This window comes from Ruegeria sp. C9 (assembly GCF_056537585.1).
Genome location: NZ_JBQFRU010000009.1, coordinates 69,590 through 92,345 on the forward strand (window position 1 = coordinate 69,590; position 22,756 = coordinate 92,345).

At 57.1% G+C, this 22,756-nt stretch carries 20 protein-coding genes; 9 read left to right on the forward strand and 11 right to left on the reverse strand.

All coding sequences use genetic code 11. The features are described 5' to 3' along the window. Positions 1 to 15: 15 nt before the first annotated feature. Positions 16 to 1,923 carry a molecular chaperone DnaK gene (gene dnaK, locus ACR0NE_RS20235; protein WP_170399312.1) on the reverse strand — a complete coding sequence of 636 codons (1,908 nt, stop codon included), beginning with the start codon at positions 1,921 to 1,923 and terminating at the stop codon, positions 16 to 18. Positions 1,924 to 2,136: 213 nt separating this feature from the next. On the opposite strand from dnaK, the gene ACR0NE_RS20240 reads away from it, so the two are divergent. Continuing rightward, positions 2,137 to 2,739 (forward strand): alpha-ketoglutarate-dependent dioxygenase AlkB, encoded by a 603-nt coding sequence (locus tag ACR0NE_RS20240; protein ID WP_170598536.1) that lies wholly within the window; start codon positions 2,137 to 2,139, stop codon positions 2,737 to 2,739. Positions 2,740 to 2,794: 55 nt separating this feature from the next. Here the strand turns inward: ACR0NE_RS20240 and ACR0NE_RS20245 are convergent, their stop codons facing one another. Beyond that, positions 2,795 to 3,622: an ABC transporter permease gene (locus tag ACR0NE_RS20245; protein ID WP_170567266.1), complete on the reverse strand. Its 828-nt coding sequence runs from the start codon at positions 3,620 to 3,622 to the stop codon at positions 2,795 to 2,797. A 122-nt stretch (positions 3,623 to 3,744) separates the two neighbouring features. Between ACR0NE_RS20245 and cysQ the strand changes: the two genes are divergently transcribed. From cysQ to ACR0NE_RS20280, 7 genes are all read left to right on the forward strand, one after another. Continuing rightward, positions 3,745 to 4,542: a 3'(2'),5'-bisphosphate nucleotidase CysQ gene (gene cysQ, locus ACR0NE_RS20250; protein WP_170426301.1), complete on the forward strand. Its 798-nt coding sequence runs from the start codon at positions 3,745 to 3,747 to the stop codon at positions 4,540 to 4,542. After that, complete coding sequence (locus ACR0NE_RS20255) at positions 4,542 to 5,342, forward strand: 3-deoxy-manno-octulosonate cytidylyltransferase family protein (protein ID WP_170598533.1); 801 nt, start codon at positions 4,542 to 4,544, stop codon at positions 5,340 to 5,342. The genes cysQ and ACR0NE_RS20255 overlap by 1 nt, the downstream gene beginning before the upstream one ends. After that, the gene (gene galE / locus ACR0NE_RS20260) at positions 5,339 to 6,322 is read left to right on the forward strand and encodes a UDP-glucose 4-epimerase GalE (RefSeq protein WP_170598530.1); all 984 of its coding nucleotides are present in this window, start codon (positions 5,339 to 5,341) and stop codon (positions 6,320 to 6,322) included. Before ACR0NE_RS20255 ends, galE begins: the two co-directional genes overlap by 4 nt. Next, on the forward strand, positions 6,319 to 7,365 hold the full coding sequence (locus tag ACR0NE_RS20265; protein WP_170598527.1) for a glycosyltransferase family 2 protein: 1,047 nt from the start codon (positions 6,319 to 6,321) through the stop codon (positions 7,363 to 7,365). The genes galE and ACR0NE_RS20265 overlap by 4 nt, the downstream gene beginning before the upstream one ends. A gap of 146 nt (positions 7,366 to 7,511) precedes the next feature. After that, positions 7,512 to 8,498 carry a glycosyltransferase family 2 protein gene (locus tag ACR0NE_RS20270; RefSeq protein ID WP_170598644.1) on the forward strand — a complete coding sequence of 329 codons (987 nt, stop codon included), beginning with the start codon at positions 7,512 to 7,514 and terminating at the stop codon, positions 8,496 to 8,498. Further along, entirely contained in the window at positions 8,495 to 10,195 is a 1,701-nt protein-coding gene (locus ACR0NE_RS20275) for a DUF5927 domain-containing protein (RefSeq protein ID WP_170598523.1), read from the forward strand. Before ACR0NE_RS20270 ends, ACR0NE_RS20275 begins: the two co-directional genes overlap by 4 nt. 6 nt (positions 10,196 to 10,201) lie before the next feature. Next, on the forward strand, positions 10,202 to 11,635 hold the full coding sequence (locus tag ACR0NE_RS20280) for a sulfotransferase family protein (RefSeq protein WP_170598520.1): 1,434 nt from the start codon (positions 10,202 to 10,204) through the stop codon (positions 11,633 to 11,635). A gap of 7 nt (positions 11,636 to 11,642) precedes the next feature. Here ACR0NE_RS20280 and ACR0NE_RS20285 read toward each other — a convergent pair whose 3' ends face one another. From ACR0NE_RS20285 to hslO, 8 genes are all read right to left on the reverse strand, one after another. Then, positions 11,643 to 12,161 (reverse strand): L,D-transpeptidase family protein, encoded by a 519-nt coding sequence (locus ACR0NE_RS20285; RefSeq protein ID WP_170408782.1) that lies wholly within the window; start codon positions 12,159 to 12,161, stop codon positions 11,643 to 11,645. Between the two features lie 62 nt (positions 12,162 to 12,223). Beyond that, complete coding sequence (locus ACR0NE_RS20290) at positions 12,224 to 13,009, reverse strand: ion transporter (RefSeq protein WP_170515151.1); 786 nt, start codon at positions 13,007 to 13,009, stop codon at positions 12,224 to 12,226. 22 nt (positions 13,010 to 13,031) lie between these two features. Then, entirely contained in the window at positions 13,032 to 14,255 is a 1,224-nt protein-coding gene (locus ACR0NE_RS20295) for a class I SAM-dependent RNA methyltransferase (protein ID WP_170598517.1), read from the reverse strand. A gap of 39 nt (positions 14,256 to 14,294) precedes the next feature. Continuing rightward, on the reverse strand, positions 14,295 to 16,127 hold the full coding sequence (locus ACR0NE_RS20300) for an ABC transporter ATP-binding protein (protein WP_170598514.1): 1,833 nt from the start codon (positions 16,125 to 16,127) through the stop codon (positions 14,295 to 14,297). Then, positions 16,124 to 17,962 (reverse strand): ABC transporter ATP-binding protein, encoded by a 1,839-nt coding sequence (locus ACR0NE_RS20305; RefSeq protein WP_170598511.1) that lies wholly within the window; start codon positions 17,960 to 17,962, stop codon positions 16,124 to 16,126. Before ACR0NE_RS20305 ends, ACR0NE_RS20300 begins: the two co-directional genes overlap by 4 nt. A 194-nt stretch (positions 17,963 to 18,156) precedes the next feature. Further along, on the reverse strand, positions 18,157 to 19,311 hold the full coding sequence (locus ACR0NE_RS20310; protein ID WP_170598508.1) for a CCA tRNA nucleotidyltransferase: 1,155 nt from the start codon (positions 19,309 to 19,311) through the stop codon (positions 18,157 to 18,159). Further along, positions 19,308 to 19,907 (reverse strand): CoA pyrophosphatase, encoded by a 600-nt coding sequence (locus ACR0NE_RS20315; protein ID WP_170399354.1) that lies wholly within the window; start codon positions 19,905 to 19,907, stop codon positions 19,308 to 19,310. Before ACR0NE_RS20315 ends, ACR0NE_RS20310 begins: the two co-directional genes overlap by 4 nt. Beyond that, positions 19,897 to 20,883, reverse strand: coding sequence for an Hsp33 family molecular chaperone HslO (hslO, locus tag ACR0NE_RS20320; RefSeq protein ID WP_170399357.1), 987 nt, complete (start codon positions 20,881 to 20,883; stop codon positions 19,897 to 19,899). The genes ACR0NE_RS20315 and hslO overlap by 11 nt, the downstream gene beginning before the upstream one ends. A gap of 76 nt (positions 20,884 to 20,959) precedes the next feature. Here hslO and ACR0NE_RS20325 point away from each other — a divergent pair, with 76 nt between their 5' ends. Continuing rightward, complete coding sequence (locus tag ACR0NE_RS20325) at positions 20,960 to 21,403, forward strand: NUDIX hydrolase (RefSeq protein WP_170399359.1); 444 nt, start codon at positions 20,960 to 20,962, stop codon at positions 21,401 to 21,403. On the opposite strand, the gene ACR0NE_RS20330 is transcribed toward ACR0NE_RS20325, so the two are convergent. Continuing rightward, the gene (locus ACR0NE_RS20330) at positions 21,400 to 22,674 is read right to left on the reverse strand and encodes a SpoIIE family protein phosphatase (protein ID WP_170598641.1); all 1,275 of its coding nucleotides are present in this window, start codon (positions 22,672 to 22,674) and stop codon (positions 21,400 to 21,402) included. The genes ACR0NE_RS20325 and ACR0NE_RS20330 overlap by 4 nt on opposite strands. Between the last annotated feature and the right edge of the window lie 82 nt (positions 22,675 to 22,756).

Genomic DNA, 22,756 nt, shown 5'->3' on the forward strand with positions numbered 1-22,756 from the left:
TGGCCCGGTTACCCGTTAGTTACGCTTGTCGTCGTCCAGATCTTCGAACTCGGCGTCGACAATGTCATCGTCACCCGGCGCGGCATCTGCGGCTGCGGGCTCATCTTCGCCCTCTTCCGCCTGTGCCTTATAGATCGCCTCACCCAGTTTCATGGCCGCTTCGGTCACGTTCTGGATGCCCGACTTGATCTTGTCGGCATTGTCCGTTTCCAGCTCATCCTTGAGCGCAGCAACGGCCAGCTCGATCGCTTCGACGGTCGACGGGTCGACCTTGTCGCCATGTTCCTCGATCGATTTCTCGGTCGCGTGGACAAGGCTTTCGGCCTGGTTCTTGGCTTCGACCAGCTCTTTGCGCGCCTTGTCCGCCTCGGCGTTTTCCTCGGCATCCTTGACCATCTTGTCGATATCTTCGTCCGACAGACCGCCCGAGGCCTGAATGGTGATCTTCTGCTCTTTGCCAGTGCCTTTGTCCTTGGCCGAAACCGAGACAATGCCGTTGGCGTCGATGTCAAAAGTCACCTCGATCTGAGGCATGCCGCGCGGTGCGGGCGGGATCTCTTCCAGATTGAACTGACCCAGGATCTTGTTGTCCGCAGCCATTTCGCGCTCACCCTGGAAACAGCGGATGGTCACGGCGTTCTGGTTGTCCTCGGCGGTCGAGAAGACCTGGGACTTTTTCGTCGGAATGGTCGTGTTGCGGTCGATCAGACGGGTGAATACGCCACCCAGCGTCTCGATGCCCAAGCTGAGCGGGGTCACGTCCAGCAGAACCACGTCTTTGACGTCGCCCTGCAGAACACCGGCCTGAATGGCGGCACCCATAGCAACAACTTCGTCCGGGTTCACACCCTTGTGCGGCTCCTTACCGAAGAACTTGGTGACCTCTTCGATCACTTTCGGCATGCGAGTCATACCACCGACCAGAACAACCTCATCCACGTCGCCAGCCGACAGGCCCGCGTCTTTCAGGGCAGCCTGGCAAGGCTTCATCGACTTCTTAATCAGGTCGCCAACCAGCGATTCCAGCTTGGCACGGGTCAGTTTCATGACCATGTGCAGCGGTTGACCGTTCGAGCCCATCGAGATGAACGGCTGGTTAATCTCGGTCTGCGAGGTCGAGGACAGCTCGATCTTGGCTTTTTCAGCAGCTTCTTTCAGACGCTGCAGGGCCATCTTGTCGGCAGACAGATCGACACCGTGTTCCTTTTTGAACTCATCCGCCAAGTAGTTGACGATGCGCATGTCAAAGTCTTCACCACCCAGGAAGGTGTCACCGTTGGTCGATTTGACTTCGAACAGACCGTCGTCGATTTCCAGAATGGTTACGTCGAAAGTACCACCACCAAGGTCATAAACCGCGATGGTTTGAGTTTCTTCCTTGTCCAGACCATAGGCCAGAGCAGCCGCTGTCGGCTCGTTGATGATCCGCAGCACTTCCAGACCGGCAATTTTACCGGCGTCTTTGGTGGCCTGACGCTGAGCATCGTTGAAGTATGCCGGAACGGTGATGACTGCTTGCGTGACTTCCTCACCCAGATAGCTTTCTGCGGTTTCCTTCATCTTGCCCAGAGTGAAGGCCGAGATCTGGCTTGGGGAGTACTTTTCACCGCGGGCTTCAACCCACGCGTCGCCATTGCCGCCATCAACGATGGCGTAGGGCACCATTTTCTTGTCTTTTTCGACTTCTGCATCATCCACACGACGACCGATCAGACGCTTGACGCCAAAGATCGTGTTGTCGGGGTTGGTGACCGCCTGACGTTTTGCAGGCTGACCGACCAGACGCTCATCTTCTGTAAAAGCGACGATCGAGGGCGTGGTCCGCGCCCCTTCGGCGTTTTCGATGACCTTCGGCTGCGAGCCGTCCATGATGGCCACACACGAGTTGGTGGTACCGAGGTCAATCCCGATTACTTTTCCCATATTTTCAATCCCTTTCCATTCAAGGCGATGTCCCGAGGGTTGGACCCGTTGCGGCATCCTGCCCCCGATTGATGTGCGCGACAGCACTACACCATCGCGCGTCGAGGCGTATATAAGGGCGAGAACAGGGGCCTGCAAGCGTTCAGAAACGCAGGTTTTCGGGAATCTGTGGCCTTTTTTGGCAAGGTTTTGGCAAGGTTTGGGGATTCTGGAATGGCGCGGCTGTTATTGCGCGGATTTGATATTCGGAAAGGCTATTTGGATGCGGCGGCGCAGTCGCATCTAGTTGACCTGCTTAGGCCGATTCTGAAAGTGGCACCGCTTTATCGGCCCGTGACACCTTCGGGCAAGGAAATGTCAGTGCGCATGACCTCGGCCGGGGCGCTGGGATGGGTCACTGACCGGGCGGGCTATCGGTATCAGGACACGCACCCAAAGGGCATGACATGGCCCGCGATTCCAGATGAGATTTTGACCATCTGGCAGGACCTGACCGGCGCGGATCGCCAGCCCGATTGCTGTCTGATCAACTATTACGGTGAAGGCACCAAGATGGGCCTGCATCAGGACAAGGATGAGGCCGATTTCTCGTGGCCCGTCCTGTCGATCTCATTGGGCGATGACGCGCTGTTCCGTATCGGTAACGCCACACGGGGTGGCAAGACCGAGTCGATCTGGCTGAGCTCGGGCGATGTGGCGATCATGGGCGGCCTGGCACGCTTGACCTATCACGGGGTGGATCGCATCCGGTTTGGCTCATCCAAACTTTTGCCAAAAGGCGGACGCATCAACCTGACATTGAGGGTCGCAACGTGAAGTGCGATCCAATATCCGGGAACAGGTTTTCAGAATACAGCTCGCACAGCAAACATCAGCGTCGCGCATCCCAGCTTTTCGAGACCTGCCTGCGGGTATAGAACTCACCCAGCAGGCCGATCATTGTTAAAACTATTCCGACCCAAAGCGCGTACTCCCAACTGGTGTTCCGGGGAAAATAATTTCGGAACACAAAACCACGACATTGATCGATGATGTGAAACAGTGGGTTCCAGGCAAACAAGGTCAGCATGAACCCACCTAGCGCGTTGCCAACGAACATCTTGCCCGAAAATATCATGTTCAATCGACGGTACACATTTTTCAGGATGCTTACCGTATTGGGAAACCAGGGTTTCAGCGCCAACAACACTAAACCGACCGAGCATCCCGTGAACCAGGCCAGCAAAAGCATCCCAAATGCACCGCCGGGCTCTTGGATCACAAGAGGCGAGACGGCTACGCTGTAGACGAACAGGATGACAAGGATCGAGATAAGCTGCGTATAAAGTATACCGAAGGCAGATGCTGACAACATCACCATCATTGTCATTGGCGAGTGCAGAGTCATCGGATTGTTGCCGGATCCAGCCCCGGCGATTGCAGTGACAGACTTGATATGCGTCAGGAACAAAAAAACACCGGAGAGCAGGAACAAAACCATCTCGCCCCGGATTTTGGCCATGCCAGTCATTCGACCAATTAGCGTCATAAGTATATAAAACGCCGTCACCAGAAGGACGACCTGAACAATGTTGATCAGGATTGCCATCACCGCGTTGGAGTGCTGCGACCGGATATTGCGAACTACTGCATGGAATATTAGCTCGGCGGTGGTGAAAGCCCCGCCCAGCAATGACTGATTTCTCTTGAAGTGAAACACTCGACTACTCTTTCCTGCTGTGTCAGCCGCAAATTGGCACGAAATTCTTGCTGTTCCGTATCCATCGCATCATAAGTCCGTGAGATGCCCTGATCAATAAACCACAGGAACGGAGCTTTTTTGTGACTTATGACGCGCTTATTCCCGTCATCCGGCGGCTGGCCTTGCAGGCAGGCGACAAGATCATGCAGATCTACGAAGCGGATGATTTCGACGTCAAGGTCAAGTCAGACTCAAGCCCGGTAACCGAGGCGGACGAGGCGGCGGATGCTTTGATCTCGGCCGGATTGCGCGAGGCTTTTCCAGATATCCTGCTGGTGACCGAGGAACAGGCGGCTTCGCATTCCGAAAAGGGCGAGACCTTTCTGATTGTTGATCCACTGGACGGCACCAAGGAATTCATAAATCGGCGCGGCGATTTTACCGTAAATATCGCTTTGGTCGAAAACGGCGTACCGACGCGTGGCGTGGTCTACGCCCCTGCACGCGGCCGGATGTTCTATACGCAAGCTGACGGGCAATCGGTTGAAGAAATCGGGGATCTGGACAAAGATCAGCCGGGTGCGTCAACGCCAATATCAGTCTCTAAACCAAACAATTCGGCGCTGATGATCGTTGCATCCAAGTCGCATCGGGATCAGGCGACCGAGGATTACATCAACAAATATCAGGTGCGCGACAGCAAAAGTGCCGGGTCGTCGCTGAAGTTCTGTCTGGTGGCGACAGGAGAGGCCGACCTCTACCCCCGTGTTGGCCGCACCATGGAGTGGGACACCGCTGCGGGCCACGCGGTTCTGGCCGGTGCGGGCGGACATGTGGTGCGCTTTGACGACCATTCGCCGCTGACCTATGGCAAAGACGGCTATGCCAATCCATTTTTCATCGCCTATGCTCCAGGCGTTGAGCTGAAGGAAGCCTGATGTCAGTATTGATTGCCATTCCCGCGCGCTACGCTTCGACCCGCTATCCAGGCAAACCTCTGGTTCCGCTGACCGGGGCAAACGGAACCAGCATGACTCTGATCGAACGATCCTGGCGCGCTGCGATTTCCGTGTCAGGCGTAGATCGCGTGGTTGTAGCAACCGACGATGACCGTATCCGCGAAGCCTCAGAGGGGTTCGGTGCCGAGGTGGTGATGACTTCAGAAACCTGCCGCAACGGTACCGAACGCTGCGCCGAGGCGCACTCGGCGCTGGGTGGCGGTTATGACATCGTCGTCAACCTACAAGGGGATGCGCCGTTGACCCCGCATTGGTTTGTTGAAGACCTGATCTCGGGTCTGCGCAACGCGCCGGATGCGGGTGTGGCCACCCCCGTGCTGCGCTGTGACGGGGACGCCCTGAACGGATTACTGAACGATCGCAAGCAAGGCCGGGTCGGGGGCACTACAGCGGTGTTCGGCAATGACCACAGCGCGCTTTACTTCTCGAAAGAAGTGATCCCTTTCACAGCCGAGACCTATGCCAGCAGTGGCCCGACACCGGTATTCCACCACGTCGGAGTTTATGCCTATCGGCCTGACGCTCTGACTGCTTATCCGGGCTGGACTAGCGGTCCGCTGGAGACACTGGAAGGGTTGGAACAGCTGCGCTTCATGGAAAACGGCCGCAAGGTTCTGTGTGTCGAAGTTGAAGCCAAAGGTCGTCAGTTCTGGGAGCTGAACAACCCGCAGGACGTGGCCAAGATCGAAGAAATGATGGCCGCTATGGGGCTTGAATGACAAATATTCTGGTTACAGGTGGCGCAGGTTATATCGGCTCTCATGCCTGCAAGGCACTGGCAAGGGCGGGGTATACGCCCGTAACCTATGACAATCTTGTCACCGGATGGCAGGACGCGGTGAAATTCGGCCCTTTCGAGCAGGGCGACCTGCTGGACCGCGCCCGGCTGGACGAAGTGTTCGCCAAATACCAACCCGCCGCCGTGATACATTTCGCCGCCCTCAGTCAGGTCGGCGAAGCGATGGTTGAGCCCGGAACGTATTGGTCGAACAATGTCACCGGTTCGCTGACACTGATACAGGCGGCTGTGGATGCGGGATGTTTGAACTTTATGTTCTCGTCGACCTGCGCCACCTATGGCGAACATGACAACGTTGTGCTGGACGAGAGCACTCAGCAGCAGCCATTGAATGCCTATGGTGCCTCGAAACGAGCGATCGAGGACATCTTACGTGATTTCCAAGCCGCATATGGCCTGAAGCACGTGATCTTCCGCTATTTCAACGTGGCCGGGGCCGACCCGGATGCCGAAGTTGGAGAGTTTCACCAACCAGAAACCCATCTGGTGCCGCTGATGCTGGACGCCATCGATGGCAAGCGGGGTGGCTTGACTGTATTCGGCACCGATTACGACACACCCGACGGCACCTGCATCCGCGATTATGTACACGTCTGTGATCTGGTCGATGCACATGTACTGGGGCTAAAGTGGCTAGAACAGGGCAAAGAAAGCCGCGTGTTCAATCTGGGCACCGGGTCGGGGTTTTCGGTGATGGAAATCATCGAGCATTCCAAAGCCGTCACCAACCGTGCGGTGCCGTATAGCATCGGCCCGCGCCGAGCCGGGGATTGCACGCGTCTAGTTTCAGGCTCGGTCCGAGCCAAGGAAGAGATGGGCTGGACACCAAAAAGATCAACGTTAGAGACGATGATCACGGATGCCTGGCGCTGGCATCAGAATGGTAGCTACACCAAGTGAGCCTTGAGGATCAGCCGCTGACCTGGGTGGAGCGTTACAGGCTGCGCCTGAAACGCAAGCGGCTGTTGTGGCGATCCTTTCGCAGCCGCCATCAACTGAAGTCGTTGACTGACAACACGCAAAAGATCACACCCGGCGCCATTCTGGCCTTTACCACGCTGCGGAATGAGATCACCCGCCTGCCGTGGTTCTTTCACCATTATCGCACGCTGGGCATTGATCATTTTCTGATGGTGGATAATGGCAGCGATGACGGCTCAGTCCCGTATTTGCTTAAACAGCCGGATGTGTCGCTGTGGCGGACTACGGCAAGCTATCGCGCGTCTCGGTTCGGGTTGGATTGGCTGACTTGGCTGCAGTGGAAATTTGGGCACGACCACTGGACGTTGATGGTCGACGCCGATGAGTTGCTGATCTACGCCCATCACAACACCCATACGATGCGCGATTTAGCTGCATGGCTGGACGCGCGCGGTCAAACCACGTTTGGGGCGATGATGCTGGACCTCTATCCCAAAGGTCGGTTGGGCAAGCAAAGTTATGATCCGCATTCCGATCCAACCGATTGCCTGAACTGGTTTGACCCCGGCCCCTATCGTGCCCAGCGCCAAAGGCCGATGGGCAACCTTTGGGTTCAGGGAGGCGTACGCGAGCGGGTGTTTTTTGCAGATCAGCCCCAAAAATCACCGACGCTGAACAAGATCCCTCTGACCCGGTGGTCACGACATACGGCCTATGTGAATTCGTGCCATTCCGCGCTGCCCCGGTTCTTGAATTTTGAATATGACGGTCCGGGTGGGCAGACCGCCTCGGGCGTGTTGCTCCACACGAAATTCCTGCCTGAGGTTGTCGACAAATCGCGGATCGAAAAACAGAGGCGGCAACATTTTCACGACCCCGATCGGTTCGGCGCCTATTATGACGGGATCATCAGCGGGCCTGATCTTTGGACTTCTGACTCGGTCAAACTAGGTGATTGGCAACAGTTACAAGACCTTGGGCTCATGAACGCGGGCGGATTTCCTGCCACAGGGGGGAAGTAAACCGGATTTAAACCCGTTGCCTCACAAGGTGCAGAGATGTCATAAAACGTTAATGTCCGGCACCACTCAGGCCTCAGGCGGCCCCGGGCAGACGCGCGTATCAAAAAAGGTTGGGCAGCCGCGTGAGCCTTTTGGATTCCTATCGCATGAGATTGCGGCGCAAGCGCCGCCTGCTGCGTTGCCTACGTCGGCGTCGGGATCTGAAAGCGGTGCAAGATAACACCAACAAGATCAAAGAAAACGACATCTTGTTGATGAGTGTGATGCGGAACGAAAAGATCCGCCTTCCCTATTTCTTAGACTACTATCGAAAGCTTGGCATCAATCACTTCCTGTGCGTGGACAACAACAGCGATGACGGCACCCACGAATACCTGAGCGGCCAGCCGGACGTTTCGCTGTGGTGGACGGATGTAGGTTACAAGAATGCGACCTTTGGTCTGGATTGGTCCAACTACCTGCTGCGCCGCTATGCGCATAAGCACTGGGTTCTGACGGTCGATCCGGATGAATTCTTTATCTATCCTTTTTGCGATACCCGCCCGATCCGCGCCCTGACCGACTGGCTGGACGATACTGGTGTGCGCAGTTTCGGCACCATGCTGATCGACATGTATCCCGAAACCGGAATCATGGATTCGCCCTATCATGAGGGCCAGAACCCCTTTGAAGTCGCGCCTTGGTTCGATTCAGGCAACTTCATGATTACCCGCAACCCGACCTATGGGAATCTGTGGATTCAAGGCGGTGCACGCGCACGGGTTTTCTTTCAGAACAATCCCCTGAAGGCTCCGGCCCTGAACAAGATACCTCTTGTGAAATGGCACCGGCGCTACGCTTATGTCAGCTCAACCCACGCCTTGCTGCCGCGCGGGCTCAATCAGGTCTATGAAGAGCAGGGCGGTGAAAAAACCAGCGGAGCGCTGCTGCATGCAAAGCTGATCAATACGCTTGGGGAAAAAGCTAAAGAAGAGTTGCTACGCGGACAGCATTATGCTGCGTCGGGCGAGTACAAGGCTTATGCCAAGCAGTTAGAGGATAATCCGGTTTTCTGGAACAAATGGTCCGAGAAATACATCAACTGGCGACAGATTGAGATCCTCGGCCTGATGTCCAAGGGGAACTGGGCATGAGCAGCTTGGGCATCGTAATGCTGGTGCACACCGCGCTGGATCGGGTTGAGCAGGTGGCACGCCATTGGGCCGCCTCGGGCTGTCCTGTGGTCATTCATATAGATCAGAAAGTCGGCGATCCGGCTTATTCCGATTTTGTCGCCGCTTGTTCGGATGAACCGCTGATCCTGTTTTCAAAACGCCATGTCTGCGAATGGGGCGGCTGGGGTATTGTCGCAGCATCGCAATCCGCCGCATCGCTGATGTTGGAGAGGTTTCCGGATGTCCGGCATGTATATCTGTCCTCGGGCGCGTGTCTGCCGCTGCGTCCGGTCGCTGATCTGATCGACTATCTGGCCGACCGGCCCCGTGTCGATTTCATCGAAAGCGCAACCACGCGCGACGTCAGCTGGACGATTGGCGGTCTGGATCTGGAACGTTTCACCCTGCGGTTCCCCTTCTCGTGGCGCAGGCAACGAAAACTGTTTGACAATTACGTGCGGTTGCAACGCGCCCTCGGTCTGCGCCGCAGAATTCCAGACGGTCTGGTGCCCCATATGGGCAGCCAGTGGTGGTGTCTGACCCGCCAAACCCTGTCGGCCATCCTTCAGGATCCCAAGCGCGCCGAATATGATCGCTATTTCCGCCAGGTCTGGATTCCCGATGAAAGCTATTTTCAGACACTGGCACGACTCTATTCCACCCATGTCGAAAGCCGATCGCTGACCCTGTCGAAGTTCGACTATCAAGGTCGGCCGCACATGTTCTACGACGATCACCTGCAATTGCTGCGCCGGTCCGACTGTTTCGTGGCGCGCAAAGTCTGGCACAGCGCGAACCGGTTGTATCAGACCTTCCTGACCGACCACGAAGGCGCACTGACCCCGGCCGAGCCCAACCCCGGCAAGATCGACCGGGTGTTTTCCAAAGCGGTCGAACGGCGCGTTCGCGGACGAGATGGTCTTTATATGCAAAGCCGCTTCCCCCGCGCGGCTACGGAACGCAGCCTGACAGCCTTTCCCTATTCGGTGTTTCAAGGCTTTACCGAGTTGTTCGAAGATTTCGAACCCTGGCTGACAAACGCCATCGGCGGGCGGGTGCATGGGCACCTGTTCGGTTCCGAACGGGCGCAATTTGCCGAAGATGAGACGATCATCAACGGTGCGCTCAGCGATTGCGCCACGCTACGCGACTATAACCCCTCGGCCTTTCTGTCGAACCTCATCTGGAATACACGAGGCGAGCGTCAGTGCTTTCAATTCGGGCCAACGGATATTCAGAAAATCAATGAATTCCTGACGCAAGACCAGAATGCACATATTGCGGTCATCTCGGGGGCCTGGGCGGTTCCATTGTTCCGTTCGAACCTGAATTTTGCCGATATCCGGTGCGAAGCTGCCCGCCTACAACAGATCGAAAGTAAACAGCTCAAGCTGCTGGATGCCGCCCGCGCAAAGACGCGCATTCGAATATGGACGATGGCAGAGTTTGTGGAATCCCCTATGGAGCAACTGCAGACCGTTCTGGAAGACATGGGCGCGCCCAAGCCCACCCATCTGACCGAGGCACCGACGATGGTGGATCTGACCGGGTTCGGAAAGTTCCTGCAAAACCTCAAGAACCAAGGGATGCATCCCTATCTGATGGGGGATTTCCCTGTGAATGACGTGTTTGGCGCGCAATCCAAATCGTTCAAGAAGCCCTATTTGGTGCAGTAACATAAAATGACCCGCCGCTTCGATTATTTCATCGTTCTGGCCGATATGCGCACCGGTTCGAACCTGCTTGAATTACAGCTGAACACGCTGGATGGCGTCACGTGTCACGGAGAAGCGTTTAACCCCTATTTCGTCGGCCTGCCAAAACTGGACAGCGTTCTGGGCTTTACCCTGGAAGATCGTGAACGCGACCCGATGGCGCTGATCGACGCCATCCGAAACGCGCCGGGCGAGATGAACGGCTTTCGCTTTTTCAGCGACCACGATGCGCGGGCGCTGCCACCGGCGCTGGATGATCCGCGCTGCGCCAAAATCATTCTGATGCGCAACCCTCTGGATAGCTACATATCGTGGAAAATCGCTTTGGAAACAAAGCAGTGGCGGTTGGTGAACATCAAGCAACGGCGGGAGGCTCAGATCAACTTCGATGCCGAAGAATTCGCCGAACAGCTCGACCAGCGGCAAGCATTTCAACAAACAGTGCTCAAACATCTGCAGACCACCGGGCAAACACCGTTTTACATCGACTATGACGATCTAACAGATTTGGACGTTCTGAACGGCCTTGCCGCGTGGCTTGGCGTCAGCGCACGTCTTAAGGAGCTGAACCAGCATCTCAAACGCCAAAACCCAGCGCCTGCCCTGTCGAAAGTGACCAATCCGGATGATATGGAGCTGGCCCTGTCGCAACGTGACCGCTTCAAGGTACACCATATCCCAAGTTACGAGCCGCACCGCGGACCGGCTGTTTCGCGCTATGTGGGTGCTGCGCAAACTTCGCTGATGTACCTTCCGGTGCGCGGCGGCCCCGAGGCTGAAGTGGTGCGGTGGATTGCCGATCTGGACGGGGTGTCTCAAGCCGACCTGATCACCGGCCGCAATCAAAAACAGACCCGTCAATGGATGCAGGATCATCCCGGTCACCGCAAATTCACGGTGCTACGCCATCCGCTGGCGCGCGCGCACGCTGTGTTCTGCGACCGTATTCTGCACACAGGCCCCGGCGCATATGTCAGCATTCGCAATATGCTGAGCCGACGGTACAAGGTGCCTCTACCTGCCAAGGGTGATCTCAGCAATTATACCCGCGATCAGCATTCCGAGGCGTTCGCGGCCTTTCTGGGCATGCTGCGCAGTATTCTGGCGGGTCAAACCCCGATCCGTGTGGATGGGGAATGGTGCGGACAGGCGCAGACGCTGGAAGGCATGGCCGGTTTCACCATGCCCGACCTGATCCTTCGCGAGGATGAGATGGAAACCGCCTTGCCCGACCTTGCCTACAAAATTGGGCATACAGCCCCACCAACCCCAAACAAGGCCAAGCCGGACGCGCCGTTTGCACTTGATCAGATTTACGACGCACAGCTTGAAGCGCTGGCGAAGGAAGCGTACCAGCGCGACTATACTGTATTTGGATTTGGTGACTGGAAACCGCTTTGAACCTTGCTTAGGGGCGCAGGGTAATCACGGTTCCTTCATTCACCATGGCGTAGATCTCTTCGATCTCATCATTCTTGACCGCAATACAACCTGCCGTCCAATCCGGGGTCTTCTTAGCCCGCTTGAACTCGGATCGCAGATTGGGTTGTCCGTGAATGAAGATGTCGCCGCCCGGATCAACACCTGCGGCCTTGGCTTTAGCCAAGTCTTCCGAATTGGGATACGATATACCCAACGATAGATGATACCTGCTGCGCGGATTGCGGCGGTCGATCAGATAGGTACCCTCGGGCGTACGACCATCGCCTTTTTTGTTTTTCGTGCCGTTGGGCGCAAATCCTAGATCGATATCATACTCCCGCAAAATCTGCTCGTTATGGAGCAAATACAGCTTGCGTGCACCTTTGTTGATGACCATCGAGGTCACCTCGGGCCCGCGATAAGAAAGAAATCTGGGTTTGGCTGAGGCACATGCTGAAAGGCTCAGCGTTGCCATTGCGCCCATTCCGAATGCTCGACGATCCATTATTTTCACTGCCTGATGCTCTTTTTTGTCAATTATTATGCCAGATTTTCGCGAAACTTAAATCACTTTTTGCTGTTCGACTGTTCCGTCAGGCGGCGTTCGATCGATTCCAGCCTTTCAAGAACCTCATCACGATAGGCATCGGTCTTGACCTCATCCTCGGCATGGTGGGCATCCTGCATCGAGTTCACGATGAGACCGACCAGCAAGTTCACCACCGCAAAGGTGGTCACCATGATGAAGGGAACAAAGAAAAGCCAAGCGTAGGGATACACCTCCATCACAGGGCGGACAATGCCCATGGACCAGCTTTCCAGCGTCATGATCTGGAACAGCGTATAGGCCGACAGACCCAGATCGCCGAACCAATCGGGGAACGTGCCCGAGAAAAGTTTGGTTGAGATCACAGCGCCGATGTAAAACAGGATCGCCATCAGCAGGAACACGCTGGCCATGCCCGGCAGGGCTGAGATGAAGCCTTCGACCACTCGGCGCAGGCGCGGCGCGACCGAGATGACGCGCAGGACCCGGAGGATACGCAGTGCCCGCAGAACTGAAAGCGCCCCTGCACTGGGAACTAGGGCCACGCCCACGATCACGAAATCAAACACATTCCAGCCGCTGGTGAAGAACCGGCGCCCTGTGGCGATCAGTTTCATGACGATTTCGATGACGAATATGGTAAGGCACAGCTTGTCCAACGTCACGATCAGCGGGCCCGCTGCGTCCATCAGCGTGGGCGATGTCTCCATCCCCAGCAGTACCGCGTTGAACAGGATCACACCGGTGATGAATTTCCCGAAAGCCGGTGCTTCGATGATGGGCAGCAGTCGTTGGGCGATCACCATGCGGGCGGTCCTTATCTCAGGGTTATTTGTTCAAAATGAACCGAGCGGCAAGTTCGGTGTGTGACGACCATCGAAATTGGTCAACCACCTGTACCCATTCAAGGGCATATCCGGCGTTAACCAGCATTTTTGCGTCACGGGCAAAGGTGATCGGGTTGCACGAGACATAAACAACCACCGGGCGCATGGCCTGCGCCAGCTCGGCCACCTGCGCCTCAGCCCCAGCGCGCGGCGGGTCAAGCACAACGGCGTCGAATTTCTTGAGTTCATCGGGCATGAGCGGGCGGCGGAACAGGTCTCGGGCCTCGACTGTGACCTGTTTCAAGCCTTGCGCCTTGCGCCAGCCCTGATCCAAGGCCTTCGTCATCTCGGCCTCACCTTCGACTACATGAACTTCAGCAGTCTGTGCCAGCGGCAGCGAGAATGTCCCGCATCCGGCGAACAGATCGACAATCCGCTTTGCCCCCGACGTAGCGTCGGAAACAGCCTGTAATAGAGCCTGTTCTCCGTCTTTTGTGGCTTGTAAAAACGCGCCGGGCGGTGGGGTGACGCCAGCGGTTCCAAAGCGTTGGATCGGAGGCTCACGCATGGCGATAACCTCATCATCCCAACTAAGCCGGGCAAGACCGTGATGCTCGGTCGCTTGCGCGAGCGCCAGCTCCAACGGTCCATCCAGCGGTTTGCCGCCCTTGACCGCAACATCCAAACCGCCTTCGGACAGGGTCAGCGTTACGGCCAACACACCTTTCCGACTGCCACCCAACAACGCCAAGGCTTCGGCCACCGGGATGGCAGCAATCAAGGTTGGGTGCAGCAAATGGCAATCCGGGATTTCGGTAATCGTGTCAGAAGCGCGACCATGAAACCCGGCCAGCGTACCCTTCTTGGTGCGCCGCACGGCGATGGTGGCCCGACGGCGGGACCGTTCAGGCGAAGTGTGAATGGGCCGCATCGGGGCATTGAGCCCCTGCGCGGCCAACGCGTTGCGCACCACCTCAATTTTCCACTCGGCGACAAAATTATCGGTCGCATGTTGCAACTGGCAGCCGCCGCAGGCCTTGTAATGACGGCAGGGTGCCTTGACCCGCTGATCCGAGGGTGTTTCGACGCGAATATCGTTCAGAAACTGACCCAGCAACGTACCGCTGACCACTTCACCCGGCAGAGTGCGTGGCACATAGATCGGACCATCGGCGATTCCGTCGCCCTGATGTCCAAGGCGGCTTATTGTGTATTGCTGCGTCATGGAGGCCTGATAACTGGGGTTTGAGCGCAACAAAACCCCTTATTCTGCAGCCTCGGCCTGAATGAACCCGCCCGATTGGCGATGCCAGAACCGGGCGTACAACCCTCCACGCTCCAGCAGAGCCTCGTGCGTCCCGCTTTCAACGATATGACCGTGATCCAGAACAATAATCCGATCCATCTCGCTAAGCGTGGACAGGCGGTGGGCAATAGCCAGCACGGTCTTGCCTTGCATCACCCGGTGCAGTGCCGTCTGAATCGCTGCCTCGACCTCGGAATCCAACGCCGACGTCGCCTCGTCCAGAACCAATATCGGCGCGTCTTTCAGGATAGCGCGAGCCAGAGCGATCCGCTGTCGTTGCCCGCCGCTCAGCTTCACGCCGCGTTCGCCCAGATGCGCGTCATAGCCCTTGCGTCCTTGCGCATCTTCTAGACCGAGAATGAATTCATGCGCCTCGGCTTTGGTCGCTGCCTCTATCAGCTCATCGTCGGTCGCGTCAGGACGACCATAGAGGATGTTCTCGCGCGCTGAACGATTGAACATCGCGGTTTCCTGCGTGACCATCCCAATCTGTTGACGCAGGCTGTCCTGAGTCACGTGAGAGACATTCTGCCCGTCGATGGCAATAACGCCATGTTCCCCGTCATAGAGCCTTAGCAAAAGTGAAACCAAAGTGGATTTCCCCGCACCTGAGGCCCCGACTATGCCCAGCTTTTCACCCGGTGCGGCAGTGAAATTAAGATTAGCAACACCACCGATATCGCGGCCATAGGCAAAGCTGACGCTGTCAAAGGCAATCTCGCCCTCTGAGACCACAAGTGTCGATGCGTTCGGAGCATCCTCGACCCGAACGCGCTTGGTCAGTGTGTGCATTCCGTTTTCAATCTCACCGACATTTGCGTAAAGACCCATCAGTGTGAAACTGACCCAGCCGGTCATTTGCGAGATGCGGATCGCCACGGCCCCGGCCGCCACGATGTCCCCGGCCGTCGCGGTACCCACCTGCCACAACCACAGTGTCGCGCCGATCAACAGGACCGGCAGCACCCCCGCCAGAGTCATTAGGATGAACCGGAAACTGGCCGATAGCTTGCCGAATTCCAGCGACCGTTCACGCAGGTCGACCATGGAATTACGGGCGGTATGATCTTCGAACTCGGAATGGGCAAACAGCTTGACGGTCTTGATGTTAGTGATCGTATCGACCACCTGCCCCGACACCATTGCCCGCGCCCCCGCCCGCGCGGCAGAGCGTACGCGGATGCGTGGAAGATACCAGCGCACCAGCAGGAAATAGACAACAAGCCAGGCAACAAATGGCAGCATCACAAGCGGGTGAATAGACCCTAATAAAAGCAATGAGCCTGCAAGTGAGGCAATAGCGAAGACAATAGCGCTGATTGTTTCGGACACCACTTGCGTCATGGCGTTCGATGTCTGCATCTGTTTTTGGGCGATACGTCCGGCGAAATCGTCATCGAAATAGGTCACAGACTGGCCCAGCGTCCAGCGGTTCAGTTTTGCCAAAACCAACGGCGTGATGTTGGGCATGACGATGTAGTTGTTTGCCACCGACGACAGGCCGAACAGTGCGGGGCGTAGAAGCATGAAGAATGCGACAGCACCCAAAATGATCGCGAGATTGCCGCCGGTCAGAAACGCCTCGGGGCTGCTGTTGGTGGTCAGATCAATGACGCGGCCCAGGACCCAGGCGGTGCCAGCCTCCATCGCACCCGCGATCGCCGAGAAGGCTGCTGCGACGAACAGCATTGGCCAGGCGCCGGACAAGCTCCAACGGATGAACGCCCCCAGCGTTTGCGGCGGGGGCGTTTCGGTGTCTTTGAACGGTTGGATGAGGTCGGCAATCCTCATTCAGCGGCCTCCGGGTTTAGGAAGCCTCCAGATTGCCGCGCCCAGAACTGAGCGTAAAGCCCTCCTTGCGCCAACAGATCGGAATGACCACCTTGTTCAACGATCCGGCCGCCATCCATCACAAGGATGCGATCCATCTGAGCAATCGTGCTGAGCCGGTGCGCGATGGCGATCACGGTCTTGCCTTGCATCATGCCGTAGAGTGTTTCCTGTATCGACGCTTCGACTTCGGAATCTAGGGCGGATGTGGCCTCATCCAACAGCAAAATCGGAGCATCTTTGAGGATCACCCGCGCAAGCGTCACCCGCTGTCGCTGACCACCCGAGAGTTTCACGCCCCGCTCGCCCACATGCGCATCGTAGCCGGTGCGGCCCTCCGGGTCCTGCAGGTCAAGGATGAAATCATGCGCCTCGGCCTGTTTCGCAGCGGCGACCATCTGTTCCTCGGTCGCATCAGGACGACCATAGAGGATGTTAGCCCGCACCGATCGATGCAGAAGAGCGCTGTCTTGTTGGACCATCCCGATATGGCTGCGCAAACTGTCCTGCGTGACCTTCGAGATATCCTGGCCATCGATCAGGATCGCACCCTTCTCGACGTCGTAAAACCGCAAAAGCAGCTTTACTAGGGTCGATTTTCCCGCACCTGAGCGACCGATCAGGCCGATCTTTTCGCCTGGCCGGATGGTCAAGTTGACGTGATCCAAACCACCGGTTTCCCGTCCATAGTGATGAGACAGATCGCGTATTTCGATCTGGCCATTACCAAGCCGCAAAGGTTTCGCATCAGGTTCGTCCAACAGATCGATGGGCTGCGCGATGGTCTGCATACCCTCGGCAACGATACCCAATTCGCGAAAGAAGCTGGTCAGCGCCCACATGATCCAACCGGTCATGGCATTCAGCCGCAGCGTCAAGGCTGTGGCGGCGGCCACCACACCGACCGTTGCGCTACCTTGCGTCCAAAGCAAGATCGCCCAACCAACGACTCCCACGATCAGTACACCGTTCAGCGCAACTAGTGCTGCATCCATGATGGTGAAAATCCGCATCTCGATCTGGAAAGTGCGGCGGGTTTCCGCAATCGCCTCGCGCGCATAGTCCTGTTCCTGAATGTCATGGGCAAACATCTTGATGGAGTGGATGTTGGTATAGCTGTCCACCACCCGGCCCGTCACGGTAGATCTTGCATCCGACGCCGCCTGCGACGCGGGGCCGACCCGCTTGACGGTCCACCGCACCAAGGCCCCATAGAACACCAGCCAAATCAGCAACGGCAGCAACAGGCGCGGATCAGCTGCCATCAGCAAAATGGCCGCGCCGATCATGTAGGCGATCGAGAATGAAATCGCGTCAAAGACCTGAAACACCACCTCGCCCGCGGCGGGTGGGGTCTGCACGACCCGGTTTGCGATGCGCCCGGCAAAGTCATTCTCGAACCAGCCAACCGATTGACGCAGAACATGTTTATGCGCCCGCCAACGGATCAGAGTGCCAAAGTTCGGCAGGATTGTGTTGTTGAGCAGCAAGACGTCAACAAGCTGAAGGATGGGACGAATAAACAGGATCAAGGCGGCAACCACGACCAATTCAGTCCCGTGCGCCTGCCAGAATTCAGCAGGAGAACTGCCCAACAGGTCCACAACGCGACCCATATAAAAGATCAGCCCGACCTCGACAGCAGCAACGACCACGGACATCAGCGCGGCCAATACAAAAACGCGTTTGAAAGGCTGCGAGTATCCCAGCATGAAAGGCCACAGCCGCGTCGGTGGCTTGTCAACCTGTTCATAGGCAACAAAAGGGTCAATGAGATTTTCGAAGTAGCGAAACATGGAGAGTGCTCCGATTGAGCAGAAAATAGGTCATGCGAAGAAAGATGGCGCCAGAACACCACCCCTACGGGTCAAAGTGTTCCGGGCTTTAGCCGAACCAGATCCCGTAATACATTCGCATTCCTCCCTCCATATGAGTCAGGCGCACCCTGCCAAATCAAATCGGGTTTGTCATCCCTTTTTGAGACTTCAAATCAGTCGGCCAGCAATTCTTCGCGGCTAAGCGCGAAATCCGACGCGATCCAACGCGCCTCAAGCTCGGCCAGTTTTGCGCCCAGCGCGGGGCCCGAGAAGGCGGGGATCAAATCCGCCGCCTTGATCGGGAAACTGGCCGCGGACCCTTTTTGCAAAGCTCGGTTCAGGTCTTCGGACCAAGGCTGTTCAAGAAATGCATGACGCAAAAGTGTCTCGTGCAATCCGCCTTCCGACCCATAGCGATAACCCAATTCTGCGACACTGGTCGTCGCCATCGCTTCGTCGCGCATCCGAGCCAGACGCTGCAGTTGCGCGCGGCTAAGACGCAGGGTTTTGGCCACTTCGGGCGATGCAATCGCGGCCAAACGACGAATCGCTTCGGGCGCTGCATGGGCGTCTTGTTCCAGCTGAACCAGGATCGCCAGCGCCCGGTCATCAGCCCCGGGCAAAAGCTGCGCCAAAACGCCAGTGACGCGCATGGCGGCAACCGACGGCGCGGGGTCAGGCGCTGCGAGCAGTTTAAGCATCTCGGCCCCGACCCGTTCGCGCGAAAGTGTCTCTAACCCGTCCAAATTTGCAGCTATTGCATCCAGTGCAGCGGGGTCAAAGCCACCGTCCGCATCCCCGTACCAAGCATGAAACCTGAAATATCTGAGCGATCTCAGGTAGTCTTCTTGGATGCGATCACAGGCCTCCCCGATGAACCGCACGCGACGCGCCTGTAGATCCGGCAGACCGTTCAGCGGGTCAAGGATTGTGCCGTCAGGTTTGGCATAAAGCGCGTTCATGGTGAAATCACGACGCGCGGCGTCTTCTTCGACCTTGTCGGAAAAGGCGACGACAGCACGCCGACCATCCGTTTCGACGTCACGGCGAAACGTCGTGACCTCGTGCGGGATACCTTTGCTGACAATCGTCACGGTGCCATGGTCTATCCCTGTTGGTATCGGCTTCAGCCCAGCTTTCTGCGCCAGTTCCACGACGTGTTCCGGCTCGGCGTCTGTGGCGATATCAATGTCAGAAACCGGCGCCTGCAGCAGAGCATTGCGCACACAGCCACCAACGAATAGCGCCTGCGCCCCGCCGTTGGTCAGGGCGGTGCATACATCCTGCGTGGCTTGGTCGGTTAACCAATCTTCTGTGATCCGCTTCATTCACTCATCCGCGCTGCCAATCCCCGCAGCATCCGTGCCGTCGCACCCCAGATATAATAGGGGCCATAGGGCACAGCATAGTAATACCGTCTTTGGCCACGCCAACGGCGCGACTCGACGACATAATTCTCTGGGTTCAGGACATGCGCAAGCGGAACGAAGAAGATCTCATCCACCTCGCCCGGTTCGGCGACTGGTTCAAAACTGGCTTCAAGGATCGCAACAACCGGCGTGACCGAAAAGGACGTCACGGTTTCATGAGTCGGCAGATGACCCAGAATACTGGGTAGTTCTGGCGGAAGACCAATTTCTTCCTGTGCTTCGCGCAAAGCTGTCGCAGTAACGTCGATGTCGCCCTCATCCTGTTTTCCACCCGGAAAGGCGATCTGGCCCGGATGGTGTTTCAACGCCGAAGAGCGTTTGGTCAGGATCAATCTGGGTGCGTCTCCGGTCACGGAAACAGGCACTAACACGCCTGCAGGGCGCAGTTTGCGTCCCGCCGGCAGCACCGTTTCCGGGTTCAGATCAAAGTCACTGGACCCGGACCCATCACGGCTCAGCGCCTCGGTCAGGTCTGTGATCAGATCACGCGCCATCCGGGCCTTCGGCCTCGAACCCGACGGTCGCAGGGTCCAGCACATAGTGCGCACCGCAGAATTGGCAGTCTGCTGTGACGGTGCCTTCGTCCGTGGTCATTGTCGCAATATCCTGCGCCGAATAGATCGACAGGCTTTGGCGCACGCGATCTTCGGAACAAGTGCAACCGAATTTTACCTGCTGTGCATCATAGACGCGAGGCTGTTCCTCGTGAAACAGACGCACCAGAAGGTCGGTTGGCGCAACGGATGGCCCGATCATCTCCAGATCATCCACGGTGTCGAGCAGGATGTTGACGCGATCCCAGTTCTCGCCCTCTTCACCATCCACCAAATCCGAGGCAGACAGGATCTCTCCGCTGCCCTCCCCGGAAGCGGCAAAGGGCGAGGCTTTGGGCATGTGCTGCAGCATGATCCCGCCAGCGCGCCAGTGTTCACCGACGCCGGGTTCGGTCGATTTGCCGAAGCTCAGCGAAAACCGGGTCGGCAGCTGTTCGGACTGCGCGAAATAGGCTTCCGCACACGCGCTCAGTGATCCCCCGGCCAGTGGGGTGATGCCCTGATAAGGCTGTGTACCTTCACCTTGGTCAATCATGATGGCGAAGTACCCGTCACCCACCTGATCGAAAGGGGCCGCATCGGTCAGCCGGTCGCGGTCAAAGCTCGCATATGCGCGGATCTGCGCGGGTTCGCCCTCGACCTGTGGCGCATAATAATCGGTTGCGATCATCCGCACCGCGCCCTTGGATTGCACCTGCAGAGACAGCTTCCAGCGCAGCGATACCGTTTGCCCTATCAATGCAGTCAGCAGGGCCATCTCGGCCACCAGCGCCTCGACCACCTCGGGGTAGTCGTGCTGCTTCAAGATGCCGCCCAACACGCCGTCCAGCCGGGCCACGCGGCCTCGCATGTCGGGTATATCGAGTTGAAAGGGCAGGACGGTATCGTCCCACGCGATTTTGGTTCCAATAGACATGGGGTTTCCTTAAGCGCCACAGGTTGGCATACCGCCACCATATAGGTTGAACAGTTTGGGTTGAAAGGGGCCTTACATGATCAGACGGTTCGGTGAAAGCCCCGAGGCAGAGCGAAAATACACTCGGCGGGTCGGCGTTTATGCCCTATTGCCACAAGGCAACCGATTGCTGCTGACCTGTCAACTGGAACCCGGACCCGATCTGCAGCTGCCGGGCGGCGGCATCGATCCGGGGGAATCACCCATTACAGCGCTTCACCGTGAGGTTTACGAAGAAACCGGCTGGCTGATCGCCGCGCCCCGGAGAGTGGGTGCGTTTCGTCGATATACCTACATGCCGGAATACGATCTGTGGGCCGAGAAGGTCTGCTTGATTTACCGCGCCCACCCGGTCAGACGCCTAGGCCCTCCGACCGAAGACCTTCACGAGGCCATTTGGATGGAGACCGCAGATGCCGTTCATCTGTTGGGCAACGAGGGCGACGCCCATTTCGCCCAGCGCCACCTGCATGGGCTTTAAGGTCCGTTATATTCAAAAAACACTGCAGAGACATCATCCGCAATTCCGCTGTCCGGTGACATAACCTGTGTGAGACGCCAGAACATGTCATCCAGGAATTCCGGTCCACCGTGATCGGCGGCGCATTCAACAGCCATCGCCTTCAACCCGTCATCATCCAGCAGACTGCCGTCGGCGAGCTGGCATTCGGTGAACCCGTCCGAATGCAAGAGCAGCTTGTCGCCCGGTTGCATATAGGTTTCCGTCTGCTGAAACTGCGCCTCAGGCAGCAAACCAATGGGCAACCCGCCTTCTCCCAGAAATTCGGTATTACCATCACGGCGCAGCAACAGCGGATGCGGGTGTCCGGCCTGCACCATTTTCAGATGTCCGTTGCGCAGATCGATGATGGCATGGACCATGGTGAAATATTCTTCGATCCCGGCATCGGCGATCAGACGCGAGTTGAGCAACGACGCGACCTCTTCGGGTGGCAGAAGGGCGTAGAATTTATTGAAACGACGCTCCATCGCAATGTTCTGATCGAAATGCGTGCTGGACAGATACCCGCCCAGCCGTGCCGTCATCATCGCAGAGGTGATCCCGTGGCCGGAGACATCGATGCTGTAGAACCCCAGCCGATTGACACCGGGCGAGAACATCCCCACCAGATCACCGCCGATATGACCGCAAGGTTTCAGAAGCAGGCTGACCTGTGAGTTGCCAAAGGTTCCCTTCAATTCGGGCACCAGCGAGTCCTGAATCTTTCGGGCCTGCATTAGATCTTTATCGATCGCATCATGGGCAAGCTTCAGTTCGTTCAGCGCTGTTTCGATCAACTGGTTTTTTCGGGACAATTCGCGTTGCATGTCAAGAATACGCGCCCCGGCCGATATGCGAGCACGCAGCTCATCAGCCTCAAGCGGCTTGATCAGAAAATCGTCTGCCCCAGCATCCAGACCGCGCGCGACCTCCTGCTTTTCGCTTTTTGAGGTCAGAAGAATGAAATAGCTATATTGCTCACTGTCCAGCTCTCGGAAGGCCCGACAGAACTCAAGCCCGCCCATACCTGGCATGACCCAGTCGCTTAGAACAAGATCAGGCGGGTCCGAGGTGCAAAGCTCTATCGCGGCTTCACCACTGTCGGCTTCAAGAACCTCGAATCCCCACTTTTTTAGCGAGGCCACCAGAATGCGCCGCTGCAGTCGGCTGTCGTCCACAACAAGAACCTTGCGGATCGCGCCAAAATCCAGCTCGACCCGGGCCTCTACTTGACTGGCATCCGGCACCATGAAGTCCCTGTACTTGCTCAACTCTCCAGTTGTCGCAACGCTATGCCTCTCAGCTTAACATCCTATGAAAAACCAAATCGCC

Excerpts from the sequence above, each read along its gene's own strand:
- dnaK (WP_170399312.1), bottom strand. The coding sequence starts at position 1,923 with ATGGGAAAAGTAATCGGGATTGACCTCGGTACCACCAACTCGTGTGTG.
- ACR0NE_RS20240 (WP_170598536.1), top strand. The coding sequence starts at position 2,137 with ATGGCGCGGCTGTTATTGCGCGGATTTGATATTCGGAAAGGCTATTTG.
- ACR0NE_RS20255 (WP_170598533.1), top strand. The coding sequence starts at position 4,542 with ATGTCAGTATTGATTGCCATTCCCGCGCGCTACGCTTCGACCCGCTAT.
- galE (WP_170598530.1), top strand. The coding sequence starts at position 5,339 with ATGACAAATATTCTGGTTACAGGTGGCGCAGGTTATATCGGCTCTCAT.
- ACR0NE_RS20270 (WP_170598644.1), top strand. The coding sequence starts at position 7,512 with ATGAGATTGCGGCGCAAGCGCCGCCTGCTGCGTTGCCTACGTCGGCGT.
- ACR0NE_RS20275 (WP_170598523.1), top strand. The coding sequence starts at position 8,495 with ATGAGCAGCTTGGGCATCGTAATGCTGGTGCACACCGCGCTGGATCGG.
- ACR0NE_RS20280 (WP_170598520.1), top strand. The coding sequence starts at position 10,202 with ATGACCCGCCGCTTCGATTATTTCATCGTTCTGGCCGATATGCGCACC.
- ACR0NE_RS20285 (WP_170408782.1), bottom strand. The coding sequence starts at position 12,161 with ATGGATCGTCGAGCATTCGGAATGGGCGCAATGGCAACGCTGAGCCTT.
- ACR0NE_RS20290 (WP_170515151.1), bottom strand. The coding sequence starts at position 13,009 with ATGGTGATCGCCCAACGACTGCTGCCCATCATCGAAGCACCGGCTTTC.
- ACR0NE_RS20295 (WP_170598517.1), bottom strand. The coding sequence starts at position 14,255 with ATGACGCAGCAATACACAATAAGCCGCCTTGGACATCAGGGCGACGGA.
- ACR0NE_RS20300 (WP_170598514.1), bottom strand. The coding sequence starts at position 16,127 with ATGAGGATTGCCGACCTCATCCAACCGTTCAAAGACACCGAAACGCCC.
- ACR0NE_RS20305 (WP_170598511.1), bottom strand. The coding sequence starts at position 17,962 with ATGTTTCGCTACTTCGAAAATCTCATTGACCCTTTTGTTGCCTATGAA.
- ACR0NE_RS20310 (WP_170598508.1), bottom strand. The coding sequence starts at position 19,311 with ATGAAGCGGATCACAGAAGATTGGTTAACCGACCAAGCCACGCAGGAT.
- ACR0NE_RS20315 (WP_170399354.1), bottom strand. The coding sequence starts at position 19,907 with ATGGCGCGTGATCTGATCACAGACCTGACCGAGGCGCTGAGCCGTGAT.
- hslO (WP_170399357.1), bottom strand. The coding sequence starts at position 20,883 with ATGTCTATTGGAACCAAAATCGCGTGGGACGATACCGTCCTGCCCTTT.
- ACR0NE_RS20325 (WP_170399359.1), top strand. The coding sequence starts at position 20,960 with ATGATCAGACGGTTCGGTGAAAGCCCCGAGGCAGAGCGAAAATACACT.
- ACR0NE_RS20330 (WP_170598641.1), bottom strand. The coding sequence starts at position 22,674 with ATGGTGCCGGATGCCAGTCAAGTAGAGGCCCGGGTCGAGCTGGATTTT.